At 57.6% G+C, this 26,236-nt stretch carries 20 protein-coding genes; 9 read left to right on the top strand and 11 right to left on the bottom strand.

Going from position 1 to position 26,236, the window contains the following annotated elements; genetic code table 11:
- Positions 1-5 precede the first annotated feature (5 nt).
- Positions 6-1,514 carry a glycerol-3-phosphate dehydrogenase gene (gene glpD, locus FFS28_RS19210; protein ID WP_137903719.1) on the bottom strand — a complete coding sequence of 503 codons (1,509 nt, stop codon included), beginning with the start codon at positions 1,512-1,514 and terminating at the stop codon, positions 6-8.
- A 250-nt stretch (positions 1,515-1,764) separates the two neighbouring features.
- Between glpD and glpE the strand changes: the two genes are divergently transcribed.
- Genes glpE through FFS28_RS19195 form a run of 3 tightly spaced genes read left to right on the top strand, consistent with a single transcriptional unit; the run spans position 1,765 to position 3,749 of the window.
- Positions 1,765-2,097, top strand: coding sequence for a thiosulfate sulfurtransferase GlpE (gene glpE / locus FFS28_RS19205; protein ID WP_006177908.1), 333 nt, complete (start codon positions 1,765-1,767; stop codon positions 2,095-2,097).
- Positions 2,098-2,144: 47 nt separating this feature from the next.
- On the top strand, positions 2,145-2,975 hold the full coding sequence (gene glpG, locus FFS28_RS19200; protein WP_006177907.1) for a rhomboid family intramembrane serine protease GlpG: 831 nt from the start codon (positions 2,145-2,147) through the stop codon (positions 2,973-2,975).
- Between the two features lie 15 nt (positions 2,976-2,990).
- Positions 2,991-3,749, top strand: coding sequence for a DeoR/GlpR family transcriptional regulator (locus tag FFS28_RS19195; RefSeq protein ID WP_006177906.1), 759 nt, complete (start codon positions 2,991-2,993; stop codon positions 3,747-3,749).
- A 61-nt stretch (positions 3,750-3,810) separates the two neighbouring features.
- Here FFS28_RS19195 and malT read toward each other — a convergent pair whose 3' ends face one another.
- Complete coding sequence (gene malT, locus FFS28_RS19190) at positions 3,811-6,516, bottom strand: HTH-type transcriptional regulator MalT (RefSeq protein WP_006177905.1); 2,706 nt, start codon at positions 6,514-6,516, stop codon at positions 3,811-3,813.
- Between the two features lie 585 nt (positions 6,517-7,101).
- On the opposite strand from malT, the gene malP reads away from it, so the two are divergent.
- A complete protein-coding gene (gene malP / locus FFS28_RS19185; RefSeq protein WP_137903718.1) occupies positions 7,102-9,495 on the top strand; it encodes a maltodextrin phosphorylase in 2,394 nt (797 codons plus the stop codon).
- Between the two features lie 9 nt (positions 9,496-9,504).
- A complete protein-coding gene (gene malQ / locus FFS28_RS19180; RefSeq protein ID WP_137903717.1) occupies positions 9,505-11,586 on the top strand; it encodes a 4-alpha-glucanotransferase in 2,082 nt (693 codons plus the stop codon).
- An 86-nt stretch (positions 11,587-11,672) separates the two neighbouring features.
- Here the strand turns inward: malQ and gntT are convergent, their stop codons facing one another.
- The 3 genes from gntT to gntX form a co-directional block, all read right to left on the bottom strand.
- Positions 11,673-12,989, bottom strand: a complete 1,317-nt coding sequence (gene gntT, locus FFS28_RS19175) for a gluconate transporter (RefSeq protein ID WP_137903716.1) — start codon at positions 12,987-12,989, stop codon at positions 11,673-11,675.
- 361 nt (positions 12,990-13,350) lie between these two features.
- The gene (gene nfuA / locus FFS28_RS19170) at positions 13,351-13,926 is read right to left on the bottom strand and encodes a Fe-S biogenesis protein NfuA (RefSeq protein WP_006177899.1); all 576 of its coding nucleotides are present in this window, start codon (positions 13,924-13,926) and stop codon (positions 13,351-13,353) included.
- Positions 13,927-13,987: 61 nt separating this feature from the next.
- Positions 13,988-14,671, bottom strand: a complete 684-nt coding sequence (gene gntX, locus FFS28_RS19165; protein ID WP_137903715.1) for a DNA utilization protein GntX — start codon at positions 14,669-14,671, stop codon at positions 13,988-13,990.
- A gap of 35 nt (positions 14,672-14,706) precedes the next feature.
- Here gntX and bioH point away from each other — a divergent pair, with 35 nt between their 5' ends.
- Positions 14,707-15,480 carry a pimeloyl-ACP methyl ester esterase BioH gene (bioH, locus tag FFS28_RS19160; protein WP_137903714.1) on the top strand — a complete coding sequence of 258 codons (774 nt, stop codon included), beginning with the start codon at positions 14,707-14,709 and terminating at the stop codon, positions 15,478-15,480.
- Between the two features lie 111 nt (positions 15,481-15,591).
- Positions 15,592-15,861, top strand: a complete 270-nt coding sequence (locus tag FFS28_RS19155) for a YdgH/BhsA/McbA-like domain containing protein (protein ID WP_006177896.1) — start codon at positions 15,592-15,594, stop codon at positions 15,859-15,861.
- Between the two features lie 35 nt (positions 15,862-15,896).
- On the opposite strand, the gene feoC is transcribed toward FFS28_RS19155, so the two are convergent.
- From feoC to greB, 5 genes are all read right to left on the bottom strand, one after another.
- A complete protein-coding gene (feoC, locus tag FFS28_RS19150) occupies positions 15,897-16,133 on the bottom strand; it encodes a [Fe-S]-dependent transcriptional repressor FeoC (protein ID WP_137903713.1) in 237 nt (78 codons plus the stop codon).
- Positions 16,134-16,145: 12 nt separating this feature from the next.
- Positions 16,146-18,464, bottom strand: a complete 2,319-nt coding sequence (feoB, locus tag FFS28_RS19145) for a Fe(2+) transporter permease subunit FeoB (protein WP_137903712.1) — start codon at positions 18,462-18,464, stop codon at positions 16,146-16,148.
- Between the two features lie 30 nt (positions 18,465-18,494).
- Positions 18,495-18,722 (bottom strand): ferrous iron transporter A, encoded by a 228-nt coding sequence (gene feoA / locus FFS28_RS19140; protein WP_006177893.1) that lies wholly within the window; start codon positions 18,720-18,722, stop codon positions 18,495-18,497.
- Positions 18,723-19,056: 334 nt separating this feature from the next.
- Positions 19,057-21,387: a Tex family protein gene (locus FFS28_RS19135; RefSeq protein ID WP_137903711.1), complete on the bottom strand. Its 2,331-nt coding sequence runs from the start codon at positions 21,385-21,387 to the stop codon at positions 19,057-19,059.
- Positions 21,388-21,474: 87 nt separating this feature from the next.
- Positions 21,475-21,948, bottom strand: coding sequence for a transcription elongation factor GreB (greB, locus tag FFS28_RS19130; protein ID WP_006177891.1), 474 nt, complete (start codon positions 21,946-21,948; stop codon positions 21,475-21,477).
- A gap of 232 nt (positions 21,949-22,180) precedes the next feature.
- Here greB and ompR point away from each other — a divergent pair, with 232 nt between their 5' ends.
- Together ompR and envZ are read left to right on the top strand one after the other, a co-directional pair.
- Entirely contained in the window at positions 22,181-22,900 is a 720-nt protein-coding gene (gene ompR, locus FFS28_RS19125; RefSeq protein WP_006177890.1) for an osmolarity response regulator transcription factor OmpR, read from the top strand.
- Positions 22,897-24,243, top strand: a complete 1,347-nt coding sequence (gene envZ, locus FFS28_RS19120; protein WP_058609488.1) for a two-component system sensor histidine kinase EnvZ — start codon at positions 22,897-22,899, stop codon at positions 24,241-24,243. Before ompR ends, envZ begins: the two co-directional genes overlap by 4 nt.
- A gap of 126 nt (positions 24,244-24,369) precedes the next feature.
- Here the strand turns inward: envZ and pckA are convergent, their stop codons facing one another.
- Entirely contained in the window at positions 24,370-25,989 is a 1,620-nt protein-coding gene (gene pckA / locus FFS28_RS19115; protein WP_058609487.1) for a phosphoenolpyruvate carboxykinase (ATP), read from the bottom strand.
- Positions 25,990-26,236: the final 247 nt, after the last annotated feature.

The following is a 26,236-nucleotide window of genomic DNA, read 5'->3' as shown; positions in this document are numbered from 1 at the left end:
CACCCTCAGGACGCGAGTGACAACTCACGCTTTCCCGCATGTTGTGCCAGCCACTGCGCCACGCGCGACTGCTCCTCGGCGTTAAGCCACATCCCTTCTTTGGTACGACGCCAGATGGCATCTTCCAGACGGCGCACCCATTCGTGCTCCACCAGATAGCGCAGCTCGGCTTCGTACAGCTCATGGCCGAAATGCTCGCCCAGATCCGCCAGCGTTTTCGCCTCACCGAGGATCAGGTCGGTATTGCTGCCATACGTACGGGCGTAGTGGCGCGCCATGTCTTCGGTAATGAACGGATAGCGACGACGCAGCTTCGCCGCGAAATCATCGCGGTTATCGCCAATATCACCGCCGGGCAGTACTGCCTCTTTGGTCCATGCCGGGCCGATGCCTTTATAGTACGGGGCCAGTTTTTCCAGCGCGTGCTCGGCCAGCTTGCGGTAGGTGGTGAGCTTGCCGCCAAAGACCGACAGCAGCGGAGCCTGGCCGTCCACGTCATGAATATCGAGCGTGTAATCGCGGGTGATGGCCTGCGGCGAATCGGATTCGTCATCGCACAGCGGACGCACGCCGGAGTAGGTCCAGACCACGTCATCACGCGCCAGCTGTTTCTTAAAGTGCGCGTTATAGACCTTCAGCAGGTAGTTCACTTCGCTCTCGTCGATCTCGACGTGTTTCGGATCGCCTTTGTACTCCACGTCGGTGGTGCCGATGATGGAGAACTCATCCATCCACGGGATCACAAACACGATGCGCTTGTCTTCGTTCTGCAGGATATACGCCTGCTTCTGCGTATGGACGCGCGGCACAACGATGTGGCTGCCTTTAATCAGGCGGATACCGTAAGGCGAAGGCAGGTGCATACCGTCATCAAAGAACTGTTTCACCCACGGACCAGTGGCGTTCACCAGGCCGCGCGCTTTCCAGCTGAATTTCTCGCCGGTATCCACGTCTTCCGCTTCCACAATCCACAGGCCGTTTTCACGGCGGGCCGCGGTAGCGCGGGTGCGGGTTTTCACCTCGCCGCCTTTCTTCTCGACCATTTGCGCATTGGCCAGCACCAGACGCGCATCGTCCACCCAGCAGTCGGAATATTCGAATCCGCGCACGATTTCAGGTTTCAGGACCGATTCTGAGCCAAAACGCAAGCCGTTCGATCCCGGCAGGCTGGTGCGTTTGCCGAGATGATCGTACATAAACAGGCCGATACGGATCATCCACGCCGGGCGCAGATGCGGGCGATGCGGCAGACGAAAGCGCATCGGGATCGCCAGATGAGGCGCCATCTTCAGCAGCACTTCGCGTTCAGCTAAGGCTTCACTGACCAGACGGAATTCGTAGTGTTCCAGGTAGCGCAGGCCGCCATGAATCAGTTTGGAACTGGCGGACGACGTCGCGCAGGCGAGATCGTTAGCTTCCAGCATCAGCACGGATAAACCGCGTCCTGCGGCATCAACCGCAATACCGGCACCGTTGATGCCCCCGCCTATCACAATCAGATCTTTGGTTTCCATAACACCCTCATGCACTTTCGTTAAAGCTCAGAAATGTTCGATATCGCTCATAATAGCAAAGGAACGCGCCTTTGGTAACATCAAAAAAACAATTTAGAGTGATATGGATAACATAATGGCGTTTACCCGCCGCCAGGACGTACACTACAGGGTAAAATAGTGCGGCCAACTTTTCTCCCTCTCCCTGTGGGAGAGGGCTGGGGTGAGGGCATCAGAGCGCACCCAACCTGAACAACAGAAAGAGAACACCATGGATCAGTTTGAATGTATTAACGTAGAAGAAGCCCACCAGAAGATGCACCAGGGAAAAGCGGTGCTGGTGGACATCCGCGATCCGCAGAGCTTTGCGATGGGCCATACGCCGGGCGCGTTCCATCTCACCAACGACACACTGGGCGCGTTTATGCGCGATAATGACTTCGAAACGCCGGTGATGGTGATGTGCTACCACGGCAACAGCAGCAAAGGCGCGGCGCAGTACCTGCTTCAGCAGGGTTACGATGCGGTGTACAGCGTTGATGGCGGCTTCGATGCCTGGCATCGCCATTTCCCGGCAGAAGTTGAGTACGCGTTTGAGCGCTGATCTCGCTATACTGTCCTCTTTTGTGTGGAAATAAGCGACCGCCGCCCATGTTGATGATCACCTCCTTTACCAACCCGCGCGTCGCCCAGGCGTTTGTCGACTATATGGCGACGCAGGGCGTTATCCTTACCCTTCAGCAACATACGCAAACCGACGTCTGGCTCGCCGACGAAAGCCAGGCCGCGCGCGTCAACGAGGAGCTGGCGCGTTTCCTTGAGAATCCCGCCGACCCGCGCTACCTCGCCGCGAGCTGGCAGTCCGGCCAGACGGGAAGCGGGCTGCAATACCGTCGTTTTCCTTTTATCGCCACGCTGCGCGAACGCGCCGGGCCGTTTACGCTGCTGCTGATGGCGGCCTGTATTCTGGTCTTTATCATTATGAACGTGGTCGGCGATCAGCCCGTGATGCTTGCGCTGGCGTGGCCGTACGATCCCTCCCTGCAGTTTGACGTCTGGCGTTACTTCACCCATACGCTGATGCACTTCTCGGTGATGCATATTCTCTTCAACCTGCTGTGGTGGTGGTACCTCGGCGGTATCGTTGAGAAGCGACTGGGCAGCGGCAAGCTGATTGTGCTTACCGTGATTAGCGCCCTGCTGAGCGGCTATGTGCAGCATAAATTCAGCGGGCCATGGTTCGGCGGCCTGTCCGGTGTGGTCTACGCCCTGATGGGGTACGTCTGGCTCAGGGGCGAGCGCGACCCGGAGAGCGGCATCTATCTGCAGCGCGGATTAATCGCCTTTGCGTTAATATGGCTTATTGCCGGATGGTTTGATCTGTTTGGTATGTCCATTGCCAACGGTGCCCACGTCACCGGTCTGGCCGTCGGGCTGGCGATGGCCTTCGCCGACACGCTCCATGCGCGAAAACGAACATAATTCCAGGGATATTTCATGAAACAAACGCAGCGTCATGACGCCATTATCGAACTGGTAAAAAAACAGGGATACGTCAGTACCGAAGAGCTGGTGGAGCAGTTTGCCGTCAGCCCGCAAACCATTCGTCGCGATTTAAACGACCTGGCCGATCAAAGCCGTATTCTGCGCCATCACGGTGGGGCGGCGCTGCCGTCCAGCTCGGTGAACACCTCCTGGCACGACCGTAAGGCGACACAAACGGCGGAGAAAGAGCGCATTGCGCGTAAGGTCGCCAGCCAGATCCCCAACGGCGCGACGCTGTTTATTGATATCGGTACCACGCCAGAGGCGGTTGCGCACGCGCTGCTGCAACACGAGAACCTGCGCGTGGTCACCAACAACCTGAACGTCGCCAATACCCTGATGCAGAAAGATGATTTCCGCATCATTCTCGCGGGTGGCGAACTGCGCAGCCGCGACGGCGGGATCATCGGCGAAGCGACGCTCGATTTCATCTCTCAGTTCCGCCTCGATTTCGGCATTCTGGGGATCAGCGGTATCGACAGCGACGGCTCGCTGCTGGAGTTTGATTACCATGAAGTTCGCACCAAGCGTGCGATCATTGAGAATTCACGCCACGTGATGCTGGTGGCGGACCACTCCAAGTTTGGCCGAAACGCGATGGTGAATATGGGCAGCATCAGCATGGTCAACGCGCTTTACACTGACGTGATGCCCCCGGCGGGCGTGTTGCAGGTGATTAAAGATAATAATTTGCAGTTAGAGTTGTGTTGATCGGTCTTTCTCCCTCTCCCTGTGGGAGAGGGCCGGGTGAGGGCATCAGGCCGCACAAAACCTACACGCCATACCCCATCATCTTCAGCAGCTGCTGCGCATGCTGCACCGCATCCTGACGATGCGCCACGCCGAGCTTCTGATACAGATTACGGATGTGCGTCTTAATGGTCGTCGCCGCGACGGCCAGCTCACCGGCAATCTGCTCATTGCTGTACCCTGAATAGATCAGCCCCAGCACCTGCCATTCACGCTGGGTGAGCGGACTGGTGCGGATAAGTTCCGGCACTTCAGGATGGTTCAGCAAACGTTCGACGAAATTCTCGTCAAAATGGGCGAACTTGTGCCGATGGTGCTGATTAATCTCACGCAGAATGCGCTGGGCGCGGTGCTGGTCCAGCTCTGGCAGCGTGTTGAGCTGAATCAGCTGGCGCAGCTGTTGCGCCATCACTTCACCCTCAATCACAAAGTGGCTGATAAACCCGGTACGGTTAGCCAGCTGCAGCGCTTCCAGCAGCACGCGCTGCGCGTCGTTTTTGCGACCCGCCTGCCAGTAAAGCTGGTTGAGCAGCAGCAGGTTGCGGTTCAGATCGCTCATCAGGCGCAGGCTGCGGGCGTTTTCGTTCAACTCTTCCAGCACAATTTCGGCAGGCTCAAATTCACCGAGCAGGATCTGCACGCGGGCAATGTTTCGCCACTGGCTTTGCAGGAAGTGGTTATTAGCAAATTCAGGTTTCGGCGTGTGGCGCAGCCAGTTGGCGGCGGATTTTTTGTCGCCGGTCATCTGCCAGTAAATCACCCGGACCTTATCGGCGTTGGAAACCCAGTCGCTGTGGTACTGGCCGTTGCCGAGCAGGTTTTCCAGGCGGTTAAGATGGTTGCGCGCATTGTCCAAATCCCCGCGCGCCAGCGAGCATTGCACCAGCAGCGCCAGGCATTGCAGCTGCTGCTGCGGCTGGAAGCTGGAGAGCACGTTCACGCCCTGACGCGCGGCGCTTTCCGCCTCGTCCAGACGCGACCACGCCCACAGCAGCTGAGCGCGAATGCGCAGCAGGAACTCGTGCATCGGCAGCTGTTCCAGATGCTGCTCACGAATAAGCTGGAAGGCTTTTTCCTGGTTCTCCCAGGCGGCCTGCAGGAACCCCTGCGCGAATAAAATCTCGCTTTGCTGGATCAGGCTCCACAGCGCGTAATGCCACACGTCATGGCGGCGCGCCATCTGTTCGGTTTGCTGCATCAGCGACAGCGAGCGCGTCAGGTCGCCTTTGCAGTGCAGCACTTCCCCGTGTACCGAGGTCGCCACAATGCGGCTGTAGAAGTTCGCCAGCGGCAGCTCGTCCAGCGCGACCATCGCCAGACGTTCGGCCTCTTCCGGGTCGCCATCGTTGATAGCCACCTGAGCGCGCAGCGCGTTGAACTCGCCGTGCAGGGTGGCGTCCATCTCGCTTTCCATCTCCTGCTCGGCGCGCGCCAGCAGCGTATTCACTTCGCTGTAGCGATGCTGGCTCTGCATCAGCCAGGCCTGCAGCAGCACCAGACGCGGGTTTTCCAGCAGGCTTTCCCACGGCAGCGCTTTTAAGGACTCTTCAAGCAGCGTCAGTTCGCTGTGGTTAAACAGCCCCCACGCATGGTTGAGCAGAATATCGCGCAGCATGTTGGCATCACCGGCGGCCAGCGCATGGTGGATCGCCTCGCTTGGGAAGCCCTGAGCCATCCAGCTCTCGGCGGCGGCGCGGTGGATCTGCGGCAGTTCGGCGGCCAGCTCCCACTGGCAGCGCTGGCGCAGGAAGCTGCCAAACAGCGGGTGATAGCTGAACCATTCGCCGGGATCGTCCATCCGCGTCAGAAAGAGTCCCTGACGTTCAATCTCTTCGAGCTGAAGCTGGCCGTTTTCCGTGCCGGTGACGCGCATAATCAGCGCGTCGTTCATGGAGCGCAGCAGGGAGCTTTTGAGCAGGAAGTTACGGGTAGAGGGATCAACGCTGTCCAGCACCTCGTCCACCAGATAATCCGACAGATGGCTGGCATTGATGCCTGCCAGACGACGCGCGGACTGATGCGTCGGGCTGTTATTTTGTCGCGCAGAGAGGGCAATGAGCTGCAGGGCGGTCGCCCAGCCGGCAACGTCATCGCACAGACGGCTGCTCTCGGAGGCTTCAATCGGGGAGGTCAGGCGGCAGTCAAAGAACTGTTTGGCTTCCTGATGGGTAAAGGCCAGCTGCTGGCTGCCCACCTCGAGAAGCTGATCGCGCACGCGCAGGTTTGCGATGCCGAGCTGCGGTAAATTGCGCGACAGCACCACCAGGGTGAGATTTTCCGGCTGATGGCGCAGGAAAAAGCGCATCGACTCATGAATAACCGGGTTGGTGATCAGATGGTAATCATCAATCACCACGTACAGCGGACGATGCCATTCGGCCAGTTCAATAAAGAGCTGTGAGAAAAGGGAAGACAGGCTGGCGTACTGGCGTTTTTGCACCATCACTTCGCTGGCTACGCAGTGGCCGTTGGTGGCCTGCTGAAGGGCAGCAATTAAATAACTGGCAAAACGCTCCTGCTGGTTATCGCCCTCATCAAGGGAGTACCAGCCGAGATCGCTTTTGCCCGCCGCCCACTGTGAAATGAGCGTTGTCTTTCCATAACCTGCAGGGCTCGTCACCAGCGCCAGTCGGAAATTATGCGCGCCGGAAAGTTTAGCCAGCAGACGCTCGCGAACCACCGTGTGGTCGAGGCGAACCGGGCGACTTAATTTGGACGGAATCAACATAGTTTTCACTTCACTGTGGGGAACGAGAAATTTATTTTTTTTGCGCTTCGTAATTAATAGATATAAGGTCGGTGAATAGAAGAACTATTGCAAGTTATGTCTGGGTTTTGTGCCTCTGAATTTGCACTGTGTCACAAAACATTCCAGCAGGCGGCGGAACTTTTTAAAAATGGCCCTCATGCCGCATGGATACTGGATTGTTTGCATGACATGCGCTTACGCTGAAACGGGTTTCATAACGGGATAATCACGCCCGCGTTAATAAAGTTTGGGTAATGTTCAGCAGGCGTAATACTTCTCTGAGAAACCTCTTATTTGCAAAAAGCGTATTCTCTGTCAGTAATCATTTCAACGTGTATTAATTTCTTACGAAACGGCATTTCATTTTTTTGACACTCTTCCCGGTTATCTTCTCGCCTTCAACGCACACTGCCGCCTGGCTCTCAAAGTGGCCTCGATCACACTTTTCTGCTCATCCCCGCTACTCCTCCCTGGCTAATCCTTTACGGGAGGAGGAAGTGGCGTAATGAGCCAGGCACACTAGCGCCAGTGGTTAATTTTCTTTTTACAGGATGCCGATTCCCTATGTCACAGCCTACCTTCAACAAAGCTCAATTTCAGGCTGCCCTGACGCGTCAGTGGCAGCGTTTTGGCCTTCATGCTGCAAACGAAATGACGCCCCACCAGTGGTGGCAGGCGGTGAGCGGTGCGCTCGCAGAGCAACTGGATGCTCAGCCGGTGGCGAAGCCCGTTAAGGGCCAGCGTCACGTGAACTATATTTCGATGGAATTCCTGATTGGGCGCCTCACCGGCAACAACCTTCTTAATCTCGGCTGGTATCAGGAGGTGGGCGATGTGCTGAAAGAGCACGACGTTAACCTGACCGACCTGCTGGAAGAAGAGACCGACCCGGCGCTGGGCAACGGTGGTTTAGGGCGTCTGGCGGCCTGCTTCCTCGACTCCATGGCGACCGTCGGCCAGTCGGCCATCGGTTATGGCCTGAACTATCAGTACGGCCTGTTCCGTCAGTCGTTCGCCGACGGGCATCAGATGGAAGCACCGGACGACTGGCATCGCAACACCTACCCGTGGTTCCGCCACAACGCGCAGCTGGATGTGCAGGTGGGCATTGGCGGGAAAGTCTCGAAGCAAGGCCTCTGGGAGCCAGCGTTTACTCTTACCGGTGAAGCCTGGGACCTGCCGGTGCTCGGCTACCGTAACGGCGTCTCTCAGCCGCTGCGCCTGTGGCAGGCGAAGCACGCGCATCCGTTCAACCTGACCAAATTCAACGACGGCGATTTCCTGCGTGCCGAGCAGCAGGGCATCGACGCCGAAAAACTGACTAAAGTGCTCTACCCGAACGACAACCATCTGGCGGGTAAAAAGCTGCGCCTGATGCAGCAGTACTTCCAGTGCGCCTGCTCCGTGGCGGATATTCTGCGCCGTCATCATCTGGCGGGCCGTAAACTGGCACAGTTGCCGGACTTCGAAGTGATTCAGCTCAACGACACGCACCCGACGATTGCGATCCCTGAGCTGCTGCGCGTGCTGATCGACGAGCATCAGCTGAGCTGGGATGACGCCTGGGCGATTACCAGCCGCACCTTTGCCTACACCAACCACACCCTGATGCCGGAAGCGCTGGAGTGCTGGGATGAGAAGCTGGTGAAAACCCTGCTGCCGCGCCACATGCAGATCATCAACACGATTAACGACCAGTTTAAAACGCTGGTGGAGAAAACCTGGCCGGGTGATAACGCCGTCTGGGCGAAGCTGGCCGTGGTGTATGACAAACAGGTGCGCATGGCGAACATGTGCGTGGTGAGCGGCTTTGCGGTCAACGGCGTGGCGGCGCTGCACTCCGACCTGGTGGTGAAAGATCTGTTCCCGGAATATCACCAGCTGTGGCCGACCAAATTCCACAACGTGACCAACGGCATCACGCCGCGCCGCTGGATCAAGCAGTGCAACCCGCTGCTGGCGGGCCTGCTGGACAAGACGCTGAAGAAAGAGTGGGCCAACGATCTGGACCAGCTCATCAGTCTGGAAAAACAGGCCGACAACGCCAAATTCCGCGAGCAGTACCGCGCCATCAAGCGGGAGAACAAAGTTCGCCTGGCGGCGTTTGTGAAGATGCGCACCGGAATTGAGATCAACCCGAACGCTATTTTTGATATCCAGATTAAGCGCCTGCACGAGTACAAGCGCCAGCACCTGAACCTGCTGCACATTCTGGCGCTGTACAAGGAGATCCGCGAGAACCCGCAGGCCGACCGCGTGCCGCGCGTGTTCCTGTTCGGTGCGAAAGCCGCGCCGGGCTACTATCTGGCGAAAAACATCATCCTCGCCATTAATAAGGTTGCGGCGGCGATCAACAACGATCCGAAGGTGGGCGACAAGCTGAAGGTGGTGTTCCTGCCGGACTACTGCGTCTCGGCGGCGGAAATGCTGATCCCGGCGGCGGATATCTCTGAGCAGATCTCAACGGCGGGTAAAGAAGCCTCCGGTACGGGCAACATGAAGCTCGCGCTGAACGGCGCGCTGACCGTCGGCACCCTGGACGGTGCGAACGTCGAAATCGCCGAGAAGGTTGGGGAAGAGAACATCTATATCTTCGGCCATACTGTTGAAGAAGTGAAAGCCATCAAAGCCAAAGGCTACGACCCGGTGAAGTGGCGTAAAAAAGACAAAGTGCTGGATGCAGTACTGAAAGAGCTGGAGAGCGGTAAATACAGCGACGGCGACAAGCACGCGTTCGACCAGATGCTGCACAGCATGGGCAAACAGGGCGGCGACCCGTACCTGGTGATGGCGGACTTCACGGCCTACGTGGATGCGCAAAAGCAGGTCGATGTGCTGTACCGCGACCAGGAGGCCTGGACCCGCGCGTGTATCCTGAATACCGCCCGCTGCGGCATGTTCAGCTCTGACCGCTCAATCCGTGACTATCAGGCTCGTATCTGGCAGGCAAAACGCTAAGGAAGCGCGATGGAGAGTAAACGTCTGGATAGCGCCGCGCAGGCGGCGGGGATAAGCCTCAGTTACATTAATGCTCACGGCAAACCACAGTCTATTGGCGCTGAAACCAAAAGACGTTTGCTGGATGCCATGCACAACACCGGCGCGAAAGCGTCGGCCTCCCCGGTGCCGAACGTCAAGGTCTTTACCGCGGGCAAAAAAATGTCGCTGACGGTGGAGGGGCGCGGCGAGTTTAGCTGGCAGCTCACTACCGAAGCGGGGCAGGCGCACACAGGCCACGCCACCGGCGGCAAACGCTTTACCCTTCCGGCAAAACTGCCGGAGGGCTACCACACGTTAACGCTCACCCAGAATGCCAAGCCGTTCGCCTGCCGGGTGATCGTTGCGCCGAAGCGCTGCTATGAGCCGCAGGCGCTGGTGGAGGGCAAAAAGCTGTGGGGTGCCTGCGTACAGCTCTACACGCTGCGCTCCGACAGTAACTGGGGCATCGGCGACTTCGGCGATTTGAAAAAGATGCTCTCGTCAGTGGGTGAGCGCGGCGGGGCGTTTATCGGCCTCAACCCAATCCACGCGCTCTATCCGGCGAACCCGGAAAGCGCCAGCCCGTACAGCCCGTCTTCGCGTCGCTGGTTAAACGTCATTTATATCGACGTTAACGCGCTGGATGATTTCAAAAACAGCAAAGAGGCGCAGGCGTGGTGGAGGCTGGAGACCACGCAGCAGATGCTGAAGCAGGCACGCGACGCCGAGTGGGTGGACTACTCTGCCGTCACCTCGCTGAAAATGGCCGCGCTGCGCCTGGCGTGGAAGGGGTTTGCGAAGCGCGATGACGAGCAGATGGCCGCTTTCCGTCAGTTTGTAGACCGGGAGGGCGAGAGCCTTTACTGGCAGGCGGCGTTCGATGCGCTGCACGCCTACCAGGTGAAGGAAGACGAGATGCGCTGGGGCTGGCCGGTATGGCCGAAGGCGTATCAACGGGTGGATACCCCGGAAGTAAAAGCCTTCTGTAAAAAATATGCCGACGAGGTGGATTTTTATCTCTGGCTGCAGTGGCTGGCGTACAGCCAGTTTGCCGTCTGCTGGCAGGTGAGCCAGGGCTATAACATGCCGATTGGCCTGTACCGTGATCTGGCGGTTGGCGTGGCAGAGGGCGGGGCGGAAACCTGGTGCGACCGCGAGCTTTACTGCCTGAAAGCCTCCGTGGGCGCGCCGCCGGACATCCTCGGCCCGCTGGGCCAGAACTGGGGCCTGCCGCCGATGGATCCGCACGTCATGGCCGCTCGCGCCTACCAGCCGTTCATCGATCTGCTGCGCGCGAATATGCAGAACTGCGGCGCGCTGCGCATTGACCATGTTATGTCGGTGCTGCGCCTGTGGTGGATCCCGTACGGTGAAACGGCCGATCACGGGGCATATGTGCAGTACCCGGTGGACGATCTGCTGTCGATCCTGGCGCTGGAGAGTAAACGTCATCAGTGTATGGTGATCGGCGAAGATCTCGGTACCGTGCCGGTGGAAATCGTCAGCAAGCTGCGCGACAGCGGCGTGTATTCCTACAAAGTGCTTTATTTTGAGAGCGACCATGAGAAAACCTTCCGCGCGCCGAAAGCGTACCCGGAACAATCAATGGCAGTCGCGACGACGCATGACCTTCCTACGCTTCGTGGCTACTGGGAAAGCGGCGACCTGACGCTCGGCAAAACGCTGGGGCTGTATCCGGATGAGGTGGTTTTACGCGGTCTGTACCAGGATCGCGAGCTGGCGAAACAAGGGCTGCTGGATGCGCTGCACAAGCACGGCTGTCTGCCGAAACGCGCCGGGCATAAGGCATCGCTGATGGCGATGACGTCCACGCTCAACCGCGGATTACAGCGCTATATTGCCGACAGCAACAGCGCGTTGCTGGGTCTACAGCCGGAGGACTGGATTGATATGGCGGAGCCGGTGAACATCCCGGGGACCAGCTATCAGTACAAGAACTGGCGACGCAAGCTTTCTGTGGGTCTGGAAGCGATGTTTACTGATGACGGGGTGAACAGGCTGATTAAAGATCTGGATAAGCGCAGAAGAGCGTTAACTAAGAAGCGGTGATTTTTCCCTCACCCTAACCCTCTCCCAAAGGGAGAGGGAATAGAATGTAAGCCGGGTAAGCGTTAGCGCCACCCGGCTTTTTTACATCAGATAGCCATATTCAGCAGCAGAACCCCGACCAGGCCGCACACGGAGATAATGGTTTCCAGCATGGACCAGGATTTGATGGTTTCACCGATCGTCAGGTTGAAGTACTCCTTGAACAGCCAGAAGCCCGGATCGTTGACGTGGGAGAAAATCACGCTGCCGGAACCTACCGCGATAACCATCAGCTCCGGGCTGACGCCCGTGGTGGCGATCAGCGGTGCCACGATGCCACCGGCCGTGATGGCCGCAACGGTTGCGGAACCCAGCGCGATACGCAGAACGGCTGCGATAAACCATGCCATAAACAGTGGGGACAGGTTGGTGGCATGCATCATGGACGCAATGTATTTGTCCACGCCGCTGTCGACCAGAACCTGCTTGAACGCACCGCCACCGCCGATGATCAGCAGCATCATGGCGATGATTTTGATGGACGAGGTCAGCGTGTCGTTGATCTGGTCCATTGAACGGCCACGGTTCAGGCCGAAGGTGAACATCGCAATCAGAACGGCAATCAGCGTCGCCATGACCGGGTCGCCCAGGAACTCTGCCACGCTCAGGAACGCGTGACCTTTCGGCAGAACCATCTCGGCAACGGCGCGCATCGCCATCAGGATCACCGGCACCAGCGAGGTCCAGACGCTGACGCCAAAGCCAGGCATCTCCTCTTCGGTGAAGGTTTTGGCGCTGTAGAGACCTTCCGGGATCGGCTTATCAATGCCTTTCAGGAAGCGGGCAAATACCGGACCGGCCAGAATCACGGTCGGGATCGCCAGGATGGTACCGAACAGCAGGGTTTTACCCATATCGGCGTGGAAGATGGTCGCGATAGCGGTTGGGCCCGGGTGCGGAGGCAGGAAGCCGTGGGTCACGGACAGCGCAGCCGCCATTGGCACACCGACGAACAGTAATGGGATGTTGGCCGCCGCCGCGATGGTGAACACCAATGGCAACATCAGGACGAAGCCCACCTCATAGAACAGTGCGAAACCGACGGTAAAACCGGTTAATACCACCGCCCACTGAATGTGCTGTTTGCCGAATTTGGCAATCAGCGTGGTGGCAATACGCTGCGCGCCACCGCAGTCCGCCAGCATTTTGCCGAGCATGGCACCAAAGCCCATGATCAACGCCAGGCTGCCGAGCGTGCCGCCGACGCCGGCTTTAATTGAGCTGATAACTTTTACCAGCGGCATGCCTTGCATCAGACCGACTGCAAGTGCCACCAGAACCAGAGCGATAAATCCGTTCAGTTTGAAACGGATCATCAAGAGCAGTAATAACACAACACCGATAGCGACGATGACTAATGGCATGATTTACCTGGCCTTTGAATTGTTATGGGTAACGTCATTGTTTCAACGACAAGTTCCGATTGTCCCAACTGGGAACAGAGCGTTAACGGCACTAATACGGTCGCCTGTGAAACGATTAAGTTTAGTCGGCTGTTATGGGTATGTTTAGTGTCCGCAGGAATGATACGGGTAACATGACGTGATTGAGAATCACCCAGGCAGGCAAAATTTAAATAATGAGACGCAGGTCAACATATACAGAGGGGAGAGGCGGGCAAACAAAAGCCGGGCGGCGGCTTCGCCTTACCCGGCTTACGAATCAAAATGTGCAGCGTCACTGTAGGCCCGGTAAGCGCAGCGCCACCGGGCAAAGGCTGGCGGCTTAGTAGTAAGAGTGCTCGCCGCGCTGGTGTTCGGTCAGGTCACGCACGCCTTTCAGCTCAGGGAACTCGTTCAGCAGCTGCTTCTCGATCCCTTCTTTCAGCGTCACGTCAACCATGGAACAGCCGTTACAGCCGCCGCCGAACTGAAGAATAGCCAGGCCATCTTCGGTGATTTCCATCAGGGTGACGCGACCACCGTGGCCGGCCAGCTGTGGGTTAATCTGGGACTGCAACATGTACTCCACGCGTTCCATCAGCGGAGCATCGTCAGACACTTTACGCATTTTCGCGTTCGGTGCTTTCAGGGTCAGCTGGGAACCCAGCTGGTCTGTGACAAAATCAATCTCCGCATCCTCAAGATACGGCGCGCTCAGCTCATCGACATAGGCCGTGAGCTGCTCAAATTTAAGGGCAGTGTCGGTTGCTTCCACGGCGTCCGGTGGACAATAAGAGACACCACATTCTGCATTCGGAGTGCCTGGATTGATCACAAACACGCGGATCTGCGTCCCTTCTTCCTGATTTGCCAGCAGTTTGGCAAAGTGCGCTTGTGCAGAATCGGAAATACGGATCATAGCTTTGGCCTAATAGTTGACTAAATTACCTGGGTATAATCATACGCCCATTGAAGAAGGGCTACAAGGTACGGCACAGACACCATACCTGAACCGACGCGGCGCCGCTTTGCAAAAGCAGCCGTGAAAGTTCGGCGACGGTGCTGCCCGTGGTGACGACATCATCCACCAGCGCGATATGGAGGCCGTTGACCGGCAATTCAAGGCGAAAGGCATTTTTCAGGTTTCGTTTGCGCAGCCGCGCGTTGAGCCGGTGCTGGGTCGCGGTGGCCTGAACGCGCGTTAATGCTGAGGCAGGGTAACGACACCCGAGCCAGTGGGCGAGCGGACGGCAAAGCAGGTCGCTTTGGTTGTAGCCTCGCCGCCAGTGGCGACGGCGATACAGGGGCACGTTCATGATCATGTCCACGCCCGGTAGCTGGCGCGTGCGTCGCGCCTGTAAAAGCGCCAGCAGCAGCAGACGGGCGAGGGGGCGCGCCAGCGAACTCTGACTGGAAAACTTCAGGGAATGAATCAGACCGCTCAGGGGCGGAACGTAGTGGTCTACTGCCACCAGGGCACACCACGGCGGCGGTTTTTTCAGGCAGCGGCCGCACGGGAGCTGCGGGCTAGTCGCCGGTAAACCACATTGCGGGCAGCCGCTGATACCCCCTTGCAGCGAGCGCGTACAGACAGAACAGATGCCCCATCCGCTCAGCGTAAGCGGCATTCGGCATAGCCAGCACAAGCCGGGCGCTGTTAGCATAGACAACCTCCATGTCAAAAAGAGAACGATAGCTGATGAAGACGCTGTGGTGGCAGACCGTTGGGACGGGAAATTGTCATCTTGTGCTGCTGCACGGATGGGGACTGAACGCTGAAGTATGGCGTTGCGTAAGTGAGGAACTGGCCTCGCATTTTACACTGCATCTTGTGGACCTGCCCGGCTATGGCCGCAGCAGCGGCTATGGTGCGATGACGCTTGCTGAGATGGCAAACGAGGTCCTGGACGCGGCGCCGCAAAACGCCATCTGGCTGGGCTGGAGCCTGGGCGGGCTGGTGGCGAGCCAGATTGCGCTTACCCATCCCGAACGCGTGCAGGCGCTGGTCACCGTGGCCTCGTCGCCCTGTTTCAGCGCGCATGATGCATGGCCGGGGATCAAACCGGAGGTGTTGGCCGGGTTCCAGCAGCAGTTAAGCGCTGATTTCCAGCGCACGGTGGAGCGTTTTCTGGCGCTACAGACGATGGGCACGGAAACGGCGCGTCAGGATGCGCGTACGCTGAAACAGACCGTGCTCGCTCTGCCGATGCCGGACGTGGCGGTCCTCAACGGCGGGCTGGAAATCCTGAGAACGGTCGATCTGCGTGAACCGCTTGCCTCGCTGGCGATGCCGCACCTTAGGATCTACGGCTATCTTGATGGCCTGGTGCCGCGCAAAGTCGTTCCTCTGCTTGATACCCTTTGGCCGGAAAGTGAATCGCTGGTGGTGGCGAAAGCCGCCCATGCGCCGTTCATCTCTCATCCTGAGGAGATCGTTTCTGCGCTCGTTGCGCTACGTCAACGTGTGGCCTGATTGATTTCTCACCCGCCTGGCAAAAATGCCGCACCGCAACAATACTCAAGGTGTCGTTGCGGTTGTTCTGCCTACGATAATCAAAACAACAATCCTAAGGAGAGTCGGGTTATGAAACTTGTTACAGGTATTGTCACTTCTCTGGTTATTGGGTCTCTGTCATTTGGCGTGTTTGCGGCAGAAGAGCTGCAAAAAGATAAGGTCAAAGAGATGAATCTGACCAAGGTGGGGGAGATCACCACGTCTGACACCACAGCACCGATGGATGCGAAGCGCGAGCTGTCCAAAAAAGCGGATGAGCTGGGCGGAAAATACTACGTGATTACCAGCGCGCAGAAAGACACCAAAAACGTGCATGCTACGGCTGAAGTCTTTAAGTAATACAAAAGAGCCGGGCAGTTACGCCCGGCTCTCGCTTAACGCAGCGCCCACCACTCCCTGAGGCAGGCCTTTCCTTCAGGACAGCTTTTGCAGCTGCCCGACAGGCAATCGTTCGGCTCTTCCTGAATACGCACGGCTTTTCCCATGGCTTCCAGCCTTTCCAGCATGGCATCGATCATCGGTTGCGGCGTATGCAGGTTGATGCTCATCTGTTTTGCCTCCATCCGTCCCTGTAATGCCAGTAAATCCCGAACCTGAATTAACGATGCCATGGTGTTCACCTCTTAATGACAGTCGCCAGCCGGGCTGTTGCAGCAGGTGGCGGGGGTTTTACGGGTCGCCAGCAGGTTAACGTCAACGCGGCTACGCGCCCGACGCAGCAGGCCGATCACAACCACGTTGAACAGGATCACCGCCAGAATGCAGACCAGGCTGTAGCGCGGATGCTGGCTGAAGTTAGCCGCCTGATAAAACACCGTCGACAGCGAGTAGGCGATGTTAAGCCCCCACAGTACGGAGAAGCCCATCCAGCCGCGGCTGGATTCACGGGCAATCGCCCCCATCACCGAGATGCACGGAATGTACAGCAGCACGAAGATCAGGTAGCTGTAGGCCGCTGACGCGCTGCCAAACTTCTCGCTCATCACGCCCATGGCACCGGTGGCCATTTCGCCGTCGCCTTTACTGGCTTCGATGGGGTTTGCCAGAACGCTCAGGCTAAAGGTGTCTTTCAGGCTCTGCCAGGTCTCATCCACCGCGCCGAGCAACTCGTCACCGAGGTGAAACTCTGCCGGGTTAAACTCCTGCTCCTGAATGTTTTCAGCGGTGTAGAGGGTGTTGAGCGTACCCACAACCACCTCTTTTGCCATCGCCCCGGTGAACAGGCCCACGGTCGCCTGCCAGTTATCTTCATGCACGCCAATCGGTTTGAACACCGGCGTGATGACGCGGCTGACTGAGGCCAGCGCGGAGTCGTTGATGTTATCTGCCGCTTGCCCGCTCAGGGTGAAGCTGTTCAACGCGCTCAGGAAAATACTGACAATCACGATAACTTTACCGGCGCGCAGTACGAAGCCTTTCAGGCGCTGCCAGGTCTGGATCACCAGGCTCTTAAGATGCGGCACGTGGTAAACCGGCAGCTCCATCACAAACGGCGACGCTTCCCCGCGCATGATGGTGTATTTGAGCATCAGGCCGGTCAGGATCGCCATCACGATGCCCAGCACGTACAGCGAGAAGACCGCCAGCGCACCCTGCTGGCCAAAAAAGGCCGCCGCAAAGACCGCGAAAATAGCCAGTCGCGCGCCGCAGGACATAAACGGTGCCATCATGATGGTCATCAGACGTTCACGTGGGGCATCGAGCGTGCGGGCGCCCATCACCGACGGGACGTTGCAGCCGAAGCCGACAATCAGCGGTACGAAAGATTTACCCGGCAGGCCCAGCGCCTGCATCAGACGGTCCATCACGAACGCGGCGCGGGCCATGTAGCCGGAGTCCTCGAGGAAGGAGAGGAACAGGTACATCATGCCGATCTGCGGCACCAGCGGCAGAACGGTATTGATACCGCCGCCCAGGCCCTGTGCGAGGAAGATGGTCAGCCATTCCGGGAAGTGCAGGGTGTAACCCAGCCACTGAATGCCGTGCACAAAGATCGCAACCGATCCGGCGTCGAAAATAGGCTGTAACGCACCGCCGATGTTAATGGCGAGCAGGAACATGAGGTACATCACGAGCAGGAAAACGGGCAGGCCGAGGAAACGATTGAGGACAATTTTATCAATCGCGGCGGTAAAGCGGCTCGGTTCTGCCGTTAACGCGTTGCTGACCACGTCGCAAATGGCCGCGATGGCCTGATAGCGCGCATCCGCGATATGCAGAGCCGGGTCGTCGAGTTCGTCATTGAGACGCGCCAGCGCAACGTCCAGCTTATCCGCCGCGTTGCCTGCATAGGCGCGGCTGTAAATATCGCCTTCCAGCATCTGCAGGCCGAGCCACTGGCGCTGGCGGGCGGGCAGGGTGCCGTCCATTGCCTGGGCCAGGGCGCTGGCTTCGCGCAGCAGCGGCCGGGCGTAATGCACCAGCTCAACGTCGCTGTTTCCGGTGTGACGGTCAATCGCCAGCTTCAGGGCATCAATGCCGCGAGCGCGGGTCGAAACCAGCGGCACCACCGGGCAGCCCAGACGGGCAGAGAGCGCATCGATATCAATACGCAGGTTCTGCTTTTCCGCAATGTCGAGCATGTTGAGCGCGACGATGCAGGGAATGCCCAGCTCAAGCAGCTGCAGCGTCAGGTAGAGGTTACGCTCCAGGTTGGAGGCGTCCACGACGTTAATCAGTAAGTCTGCATCGCCGCTCAAAATATAGTGGCAGGCGATCTGCTCATCAAGCGAGGTTTGCGAAGAGATGGTGGTTAACGAATAGGTGCCGGGCAGGTCAACTAACGTTACCTGATTATCCGTGGTCGTGAATTGACCCTCTTTTCGTTCTACCGTTACGCCTGCCCAGTTCCCCACGCGCTGACGTGCGCCGGTAAGCTGGTTAAATAAGGTTGTCTTGCCGGAATTAGGATTGCCAATTAAGCCAATAGTTAATTTTTTCATTGTAATAGACTCACTGAAACCGCTGGCGTGTTATCGGGATAAGGATTCGACTTCAATTAATGCGAGGTCTTTTTTACGCAATACCAGATTGACGCGTCGGGTTTCGATATGAACGGGATCGCCCAGGGGCGCAACGCGTACGACCTGGAATGACGAGCCGGGGAGCATGCCCAACGACAGCAGCTTCTGCCGATAGGCCGGGCTAATTTCACGGGTAAAACCGGTAATTTTCCATGCACTGTCTGGTGTAAATTGCATAATGCCTGATTCCACGGAAGGTTAAATAATCTACTACAGGATGATAATGAGAATAGTTTTTATCAGCAATAATAAAAATGTGACGGGATGTTGTCGGCGCAATTAATTTCGCGCCAGTTTGACCTTGCTCAATATTAGTGATTTTAAGAAATGAAGCGCAAAAGGGTTATTTGTTAAAGATGTGATAAATAGTGGTGTATATACGGATATACAACCGGTTTCATATTTTTGATAAATGAGTGAGGACTTAATTATTTAATTTTCTGCGATCTGTATGCCGGGCCTACAAAAATCGTAGACCCGGTAAGCGCAGCGCCACCGGGCGTTTAGCCACTTAGCGTTTTTTACCCATTGCCGCCGCCAGCGCATCCATCATCGCGCTATTGCCAGCCGGTTGTGCCTCGCGACCGCGTGGTTTTGCCGCTTTGGCCGCCGGGCGCTGCTGTTCGCGGCCACCGCCGTTGCTGCCACGGCGCGCGTTGGTTTCGCCAGGCTGCTCGTCCAGACGCATGGTCAGGGCGATACGCTTGCGCTGCAGATCCACTTCCAGCACCTTCACCTTCACGATGTCGCCCGCTTTGACCACGGTGTGCGGATCTTCCACGAACTTGTCGGCGAGGGAGGAGATGTGGACCAGGCCATCCTGATGCACGCCGATATCGACAAACGCACCAAAGTTGGTGACGTTGGTCACTGCGCCTTCCAGCACCATGCCCGGCAGCAGGTCGTTCATGGTTTCGACGCCGTCAGCAAAGGTGGCGGTTTTAAACTCAGGACGCGGATCGCGGCCCGGCTTTTCCAGCTCTTTGATGATGTCCGTCACGGTTGGTACGCCGAACTGTTCGTCGGTGAAATCGACCGCTTTCAGATTACGCAGCGCGCTGTTATCGCCCATCAGATCTTTCAGCGCCTGCTGGGTGGCCGCCAGAATACGTTCCACGACAGGATAGGCTTCCGGGTGAACGGTGGACGCATCCAGCGGGTTGTCGCCATGGTTGATACGCAGGAAGCCCGCGCACTGCTCAAAGGCTTTCGGCCCCAGACGGCTCACCTTCAGGAGCTGCTGGCGGTTCTTGAACTGACCGTTCTCGTCGCGCCAGGCCACAATGTTCTGCGCCATCATGCGGGTTAAGCCCGCTACGCGCGTCAGCAGGGGAACGGAAGCGGTGTTGAGATCTACGCCGACGGCGTTAACACAGTCTTCTACTACCGCATCCAGCTTGCGTGCCAGCTGCGTCTGGCTCACGTCGTGTTGATACTGGCCCACGCCGATGGATTTCGGGTCTATCTTCACCAGCTCCGCCAGCGGATCCTGCAGACGGCGGGCAATTGAGACGGCACCGCGCAGTGAAACGTCGAGATCCGGGAACTCCTGCGCCGCCAGTTCGGACGCGGAATAAACGGACGCGCCCGCTTCGCTGACGATGACCTTCTGCGCCGTGACTTTCGGGAATTGCTTCTGTACATCCAGGTAGAAACGCTCGGTTTCGCGTGACGCGGTGCCGTTACCGATGGCAACCAGCTCAACGTTGTACTTCTCGCACAGCGCCGCTACCGCAACAGCCGCTTTGGCTGCCTGGCCGGTATGCGGATAGATGGTGTCGGTCGCGACCAGCTTGCCGGTCCCGTCAACCACCGCCACTTTCACGCCGGTACGCAGGCCCGGATCGAGGCCCATGGTCGCGCGCAGGCCCGCCGGCGCGGCCATCAGCAGGTCGTGCAGGTTACGGGCAAAGACGTTGATCGCCTCGTCTTCCGCACGCTCGCGCACGGTACCCATCAGCTCGGTTTCGAGGTGCATCAGCACCTTAATGCGCCACGTCCAGCTCACTACGCCTTTACGCCAGGCATCTGCCGGGGCGTTGTTCAGGCGCAGGCCGAGGTGATCGATGATGATCTGCTCGCAGTGGCTCTCTTTTGGCGGCTCGTCGAACTGAGGGTCGGCATTCAGGGAGAGCTGCAATACGCCTTCGTTGCGGCCGCGGAACATGGCCAGCGCGCGGTGCGACGGCGCGGTAGAAATGGGTTCGTGATGGTCGAAATAGTCGCGGAACTTCGCGCCTTCTTCCTCTTTACCGCTGACAACGGTCGAGACGATATGGGCATTCTTCCACAGGTAATCACGCACTTTGGCGAGCAGCGCCGCATCTTCAGAGAAGCGCTCCATCAGAATATAGCGTGCGCCATCGAGCGCAGCCTTGGTGTCCGCCACGCCTTTATCGGCGTCGATAAATTTCGCGGCTTCGGTGTCTGGATCGTGAGAGGGGTCGTTCCACAGCAGCTCGGCCAGCGGCTCAAGACCTGCTTCGATCGCAATCTGCCCGCGCGTGCGACGCTTTGGTTTGTACGGCAGATAGAGATCTTCTAATTCGGTTTTGCTGAGGGTGCCGTTAATGGCTTTTTCCAGATCGCTGGTCAGTTTGCCCTGCTCGCCGATGGATTTCAGGATGGCCTGACGTCGGTCTTCCAGCTCGCGCAGGTAGCCCAGGCGGGTCTCCAGATTACGCAGCTGTGTGTCATCCAGACCACCGGTGACTTCCTTACGATAACGTGCAATAAACGGCACGGTGTTCCCTTCATCAAGCAGGCGAACGGCAGCTTCTACCTGTTCGGCTCTGGCCTGAATATCACCCGCAATAATGCGGCAGAGCGACTCTTTCATCATGGCTTTATCATCTGTTGGGTCGAAAAATCAGGGGATAGTTATACGGGCTGACACGGCAAAATGCCAGCCGTGGAGGGCGCTCTCGGACTATTTAACGTACTCGATTTCGTTCACGTACCAGCTCGCTTCCCCGCCAGGGGTCTGGACAACGGCTAAATCGCCCACTTCCTTTTTCAGCAGGGCGCGGGCCATGGGGGAATCGATGGAGATGTAATCCTTACGACCAAAAATTTCATCGTAGCCGACAATCCGAAAACGCAGGGTGTCGCCGTCGTCATTCTCTATTTCCACCCACGCGCCAAAGAACACTTTGCCCTCCTGCTGCGGAGAGTAATCGACGATTTTGAGGTGTTCGAGGCATTTCGTCAGGTAGCGTACGCGGCGGTCGATTTCGCGCAGCCGCTTTTTGTTGTACTGGTAGTCAGCATTTTCGCTGCGATCGCCCAGGCTCGCAGCCCAGGTGACTTTTTTGGTCACTTCCGGACGCTCTTCGCGCCACAGGTAATCCATCTCTTTTTTGAGCTTCTCGTACCCTTCGCGGGTGATCAGGGGCGTTTTCATGGTGTGACCTTCTGACTCGACATCGTTGCAAACCTTTCGCACATTACGTATCACATAAAATAACAGACAGTGTAAATAAGGGTTTATGTGATGATGTGTGCAGATAAGCTGCTGTTAAATATGCTTTGTAACAATTTCGACTAGAATTTATACCAGAATTCGCTGGTCGAATACGTGCACTTTTTTAGAATACGCTGTTATTAAACGATCCGAACCTTTGGGAGTACACATAATGCAAGAGAACTATAAAATTCTGGTCGTGGATGACGACATGCGCCTGCGCGCGCTGCTCGAACGTTATCTGACCGAGCAGGGCTTCCAGGTTCGTAGCGTGGCGAACGCCGAGCAGATGGACCGTCTGCTGACTCGCGAATCGTTCCACCTGATGGTCCTCGACCTGATGCTGCCGGGCGAAGACGGCCTCTCTATTTGCCGCCGCCTGCGTAGCCAGAGCAACCCGATGCCGATCATCATGGTGACGGCGAAGGGCGAAGAAGTTGACCGTATCGTGGGCCTGGAGATCGGCGCTGACGACTACATTCCAAAACCGTTCAACCCGCGCGAGCTGCTGGCCCGTATCCGCGCCGTGCTGCGCCGCCAGGCGAACGAACTGCCTGGCGCACCGTCGCAGGAAGAGGCGGTTATCGCCTTCGGCAAGTTTAAGCTGAACCTCGGCACGCGCGAGATGTTCCGTGAAGACGAGCCAATGCCGCTGACCAGCGGTGAGTTTGCCGTCCTGAAAGCGCTGGTGAGCCACCCGCGTGAGCCGCTCTCCCGCGATAAGCTGATGAACCTGGCGCGTGGCCGCGAATACTCCGCAATGGAACGTTCCATCGACGTGCAGATCTCCCGTCTGCGCCGCATGGTGGAAGAAGATCCGGCGCATCCTCGTTACATTCAGACCGTATGGGGTCTGGGCTACGTCTTTGTCCCGGACGGCGCTAAAGCATGAGGCGAATGCGCTTCTCACCGCGAAGCTCGTTTGCCCGCACTCTGCTCCTGATTGTCACCTTGCTGTTTGTCAGCCTGGTGACAACCTACCTGGTGGTGCTGAACTTTGCGATCCTGCCGAGCCTCCAGCAGTTTAATAAGGTTCTGGCGTACGAAGTCCGTATGCTGATGACCGATAAACTGCAGCTGGAGGACGGCACGCAGTTAGTTGTCCCCCCGGCGTTTCGCCGTGAAATCTACCGTGAACTGGGCATTTCGCTTTACTCGAATGAGGCGGCGGAAGACGCGGGTCTGCGCTGGGCGCAGCACTATGAATTCCTCAGCCAGCAAATGGCGCAGCAGTTGGGTGGCCCAACCGAAGTGCGCGTTGAGGTCAACAAAAGCTCGCCCGTCGTCTGGCTGAAAACCTGGCTGTCACCCAACATCTGGGTGCGCGTCCCGCTGACTGAAATCCATCAGGGCGACTTCTCTCCGCTGTTCCGCTATACCCTTGCGATCATGCTGCTGGCGATAGGGGGCGCGTGGCTGTTTATCCGTATACAGAACCGACCGCTGGTCGACCTGGAGCACGCGGCGCTGCAGGTCGGTAAAGGGATTATTCCACCGCCGCTGCGCGAGTATGGTGCGTCGGAGGTGCGTTCGGTGACGCGCGCCTTTAACCACATGGCGGCAGGCGTGAAGCAGCTGGCGGACGACCGCACGCTGCTGATGGCGGGGGTGAGCCATGACCTGCGTACTCCGCTGACGCGTATTCGTCTGGCAACCGAGATGATGGGCGAGCAGGACGGGTATCTCGCCGAGTCCATCAACAAGGACATCGAAGAGTGTAATGCCATAATCGAGCAGTTCATTGACTACCTGCGCACCGGGCAGGAGATGCCAATGGAAATGGCCGACCTGAACGCGGTACTGGGTGAAGTGGTGGCCGCCGAGAGCGGTTACGAGCGTGAAATTGATACCGACCTTCAGGCGGGCGAGATTCAGGTGCGTATGCATCCTCTCTCTATCAAGCGTGCGGTCGCCAATATGGTGGTTAACGCGGCGCGATACGGCAACGGGTGGATCAAGGTCAGCAGCGGCTCAGAACTTAACCGCGCGTGGTTCCAGGTGGAAGACGATGGTCCGGGCATTAAGCCTGAGCAGCGTAAACACCTGTTCCAGCCGTTTGTACGCGGCGACAGTGCACGCAGTACCAGCGGAACGGGCTTAGGCCTGGCGATTGTGCAGCGTATTGTCGATAACCATAACGGGCTGCTGGAGATTGGCACCAGCGAGCGGGGCGGTTTGAGCATTCGCGCCTGGTTACCGGTGCCGGTGACGCGCGGGCAGGTGAAAGAGAGTTAAAAAAGGGTGGCATCTGCCACCCTTTTTTGTAGGTCGGGTAAGGCGATGCCGCCACCCGACAAAAATACGACCTCTGCGGTCTGATGCCCTCACCCCGGCCCTCTCCCACGGGGAGAGGGAGATGGGTTACAGCTTTGGTCCCGCACTCACCAGCGCAACGCCCGCCGGGGTGTCGGTATACTTCTCAAAGTTCTCAATAAACAGCTTCGCCAGCGATTCCGCCTTCTCACGCCACTGCTCCGGTGAGCCGTAGGTATTGCGCGGGTCGAGAATACGCGTCTCCACGCCCGGCAGCTCCGTCGGGATCGCCAGATCAAACATCGGCAGCGTGAAGGTTTCGGCGTTATCCAGTGAACCATCCAGAATGGCGTCGATAATGGCGCGGGTATCTTTGATAGAGATACGTTTGCCGGTGCCGTTCCAGCCGGTGTTCACCAGATACGCCTGCGCGCCGACGGCCTGCATGCGTTTCACCAGCACTTCGGCGTACTGCGTCGGGTGCAGCGACAGGAACGCCGCGCCGAAGCAGGCGGAGAAGGTTGGCGTTGGCTCCGTTACGCCACGCTCGGTCCCCGCCAGTTTAGCGGTAAAGCCGGAGAGGAAGTGGTACTGCGTCTGGCTGGCCGTCAGGCGAGAAACCGGCGGCAACACGCCGAACGCATCAGCCGTCAGGAAAATCACCTTCGTCGCGTGACCCGCTTTTGACACCGGCTTAACGATATTGTCGATGTGATAGATCGGGTAAGAGACGCGGGTGTTCTCGGTTTTCGAGGCGTCGTCGAAGTCGATGGAGCCATCGGCACGCACGGTGACGTTTTCCAGCAGCGCATCGCGACGGATGGCGTGGTAAATATCTGGCTCCGCCTCTTCAGACAGGCGAATGGTCTTCGCGTAGCAGCCGCCTTCAAAGTTAAACACGCCGTCATCATCCCAACCGTGTTCGTCGTCGCCAATCAGGCGGCGTTTCGGATCGGTGGAGAGGGTGGTTTTACCGGTGCCGGACAGGCCGAAGAATACCGCCACATCGCCTTTCTCGCCGACGTTTGCCGAGCAGTGCATCGAGGCAATACCGCGCAGCGGCAGCAGATAGTTCATCACCGAGAACATCCCTTTCTTCATTTCGCCGCCGTACCAGGTCCCGCCGATCAGCTGGATGCGCTCGGTCAGGTTGAAGGCGATGAAGTTTTCGGAGTTCAGGCCCTGCTCTTTCCACTGTGGGTTAGTGCATTTCGCGCCGTTCATCACGATGAAGTCAGGGGTGAAATCGTGCAGCTCTTCGTCGGTTGGGCGAATAAACATGTTCTTCACGAAATGCGCCTGCCAGGCCACTTCGGTGATAAAACGCACGGAGAGACGAGTGTCGGCGTTCGCGCCGCAGAAAGCATCGACAATAAACAGACGCTTGCCGGAAAGTTGATGGGTGACGAGCCCTTTCAGATGCTGCCAGGTTTCCGGGGAGAGCGGTTTGTTATCGTTCTTCCCTTTGCCTTTATCAGCCCACCACAGCGTATCGCGGGTGGTTTCGTCTCGGACGATATACTTATCTTTCGGCGAACGACCGGTAAAAATACCGGTATCGACGGCGATAGCACCAAGGTTCGTCAACACACCTCGCTCGTATCCTTCCAGTGCTGGATTGAGCTCTTCCTGATACAGCGTATCGTAATCGGGGTTGTAGACGACTTCCTGGACGTCGTGAATACCATAAGCCTTGAGATCTTGCGGGGTTAAACCAGTAACACGCATATCACTGCTCCTTAGCCAATATGTACTGCCTGAAATTGTAGGGTTTTTCTGGGGTTGTTAACCGCGACGGGGCTCATAGATTTACGTATCTGGACAAAACCCTTGCTAACGGAAAACGCTGCGACTCCAGTCACAGGGCAGGCGGATTATCGCAGGAATCGCTTTTTGGGTGGGGAAAATGTTCCTAAAAGGTTAAATGCTGGTGATTTTAACGGAGAGAATGTGAATGTAATCGCATACATGTTGG

The sequence above is a fragment of the Enterobacter sp. 2VL genome (assembly GCF_005503595.1).
Classification (GTDB): domain Bacteria; phylum Pseudomonadota; class Gammaproteobacteria; order Enterobacterales; family Enterobacteriaceae; genus Enterobacter; species Enterobacter cancerogenus.
This window is presented reverse-complemented; position numbering and strand designations above follow the sequence as displayed.

What these genes read in the sequence shown, in the direction of transcription:
- ompR (WP_006177890.1), top strand. Translation starts at nt 22,181, where the DNA reads ATGCAAGAGAACTATAAAATTCTGGTCGTGGATGACGACATGCGCCTG.
- glpE (WP_006177908.1), top strand. Translation starts at nt 1,765, where the DNA reads ATGGATCAGTTTGAATGTATTAACGTAGAAGAAGCCCACCAGAAGATG.
- feoC (WP_137903713.1), bottom strand. Translation starts at nt 16,133, where the DNA reads ATGGCATCGTTAATTCAGGTTCGGGATTTACTGGCATTACAGGGACGG.
- gntX (WP_137903715.1), bottom strand. Translation starts at nt 14,671, where the DNA reads ATGCTAACAGCGCCCGGCTTGTGCTGGCTATGCCGAATGCCGCTTACG.
- gntT (WP_137903716.1), bottom strand. Translation starts at nt 12,989, where the DNA reads ATGCCATTAGTCATCGTCGCTATCGGTGTTGTGTTATTACTGCTCTTG.
- feoA (WP_006177893.1), bottom strand. Translation starts at nt 18,722, where the DNA reads ATGCAATTTACACCAGACAGTGCATGGAAAATTACCGGTTTTACCCGT.
- nfuA (WP_006177899.1), bottom strand. Translation starts at nt 13,926, where the DNA reads ATGATCCGTATTTCCGATTCTGCACAAGCGCACTTTGCCAAACTGCTG.
- greB (WP_006177891.1), bottom strand. Translation starts at nt 21,948, where the DNA reads ATGAAAACGCCCCTGATCACCCGCGAAGGGTACGAGAAGCTCAAAAAA.
- FFS28_RS19155 (WP_006177896.1), top strand. Translation starts at nt 15,592, where the DNA reads ATGAAACTTGTTACAGGTATTGTCACTTCTCTGGTTATTGGGTCTCTG.
- malT (WP_006177905.1), bottom strand. Translation starts at nt 6,516, where the DNA reads ATGTTGATTCCGTCCAAATTAAGTCGCCCGGTTCGCCTCGACCACACG.
- FFS28_RS19135 (WP_137903711.1), bottom strand. Translation starts at nt 21,387, where the DNA reads ATGATGAAAGAGTCGCTCTGCCGCATTATTGCGGGTGATATTCAGGCC.
- bioH (WP_137903714.1), top strand. Translation starts at nt 14,707, where the DNA reads ATGAAGACGCTGTGGTGGCAGACCGTTGGGACGGGAAATTGTCATCTT.
- envZ (WP_058609488.1), top strand. Translation starts at nt 22,897, where the DNA reads ATGAGGCGAATGCGCTTCTCACCGCGAAGCTCGTTTGCCCGCACTCTG.
- malP (WP_137903718.1), top strand. Translation starts at nt 7,102, where the DNA reads ATGTCACAGCCTACCTTCAACAAAGCTCAATTTCAGGCTGCCCTGACG.
- FFS28_RS19195 (WP_006177906.1), top strand. Translation starts at nt 2,991, where the DNA reads ATGAAACAAACGCAGCGTCATGACGCCATTATCGAACTGGTAAAAAAA.
- glpD (WP_137903719.1), bottom strand. Translation starts at nt 1,514, where the DNA reads ATGGAAACCAAAGATCTGATTGTGATAGGCGGGGGCATCAACGGTGCC.
- pckA (WP_058609487.1), bottom strand. Translation starts at nt 25,989, where the DNA reads ATGCGTGTTACTGGTTTAACCCCGCAAGATCTCAAGGCTTATGGTATT.
- feoB (WP_137903712.1), bottom strand. Translation starts at nt 18,464, where the DNA reads ATGAAAAAATTAACTATTGGCTTAATTGGCAATCCTAATTCCGGCAAG.
- malQ (WP_137903717.1), top strand. Translation starts at nt 9,505, where the DNA reads ATGGAGAGTAAACGTCTGGATAGCGCCGCGCAGGCGGCGGGGATAAGC.
- glpG (WP_006177907.1), top strand. Translation starts at nt 2,145, where the DNA reads ATGTTGATGATCACCTCCTTTACCAACCCGCGCGTCGCCCAGGCGTTT.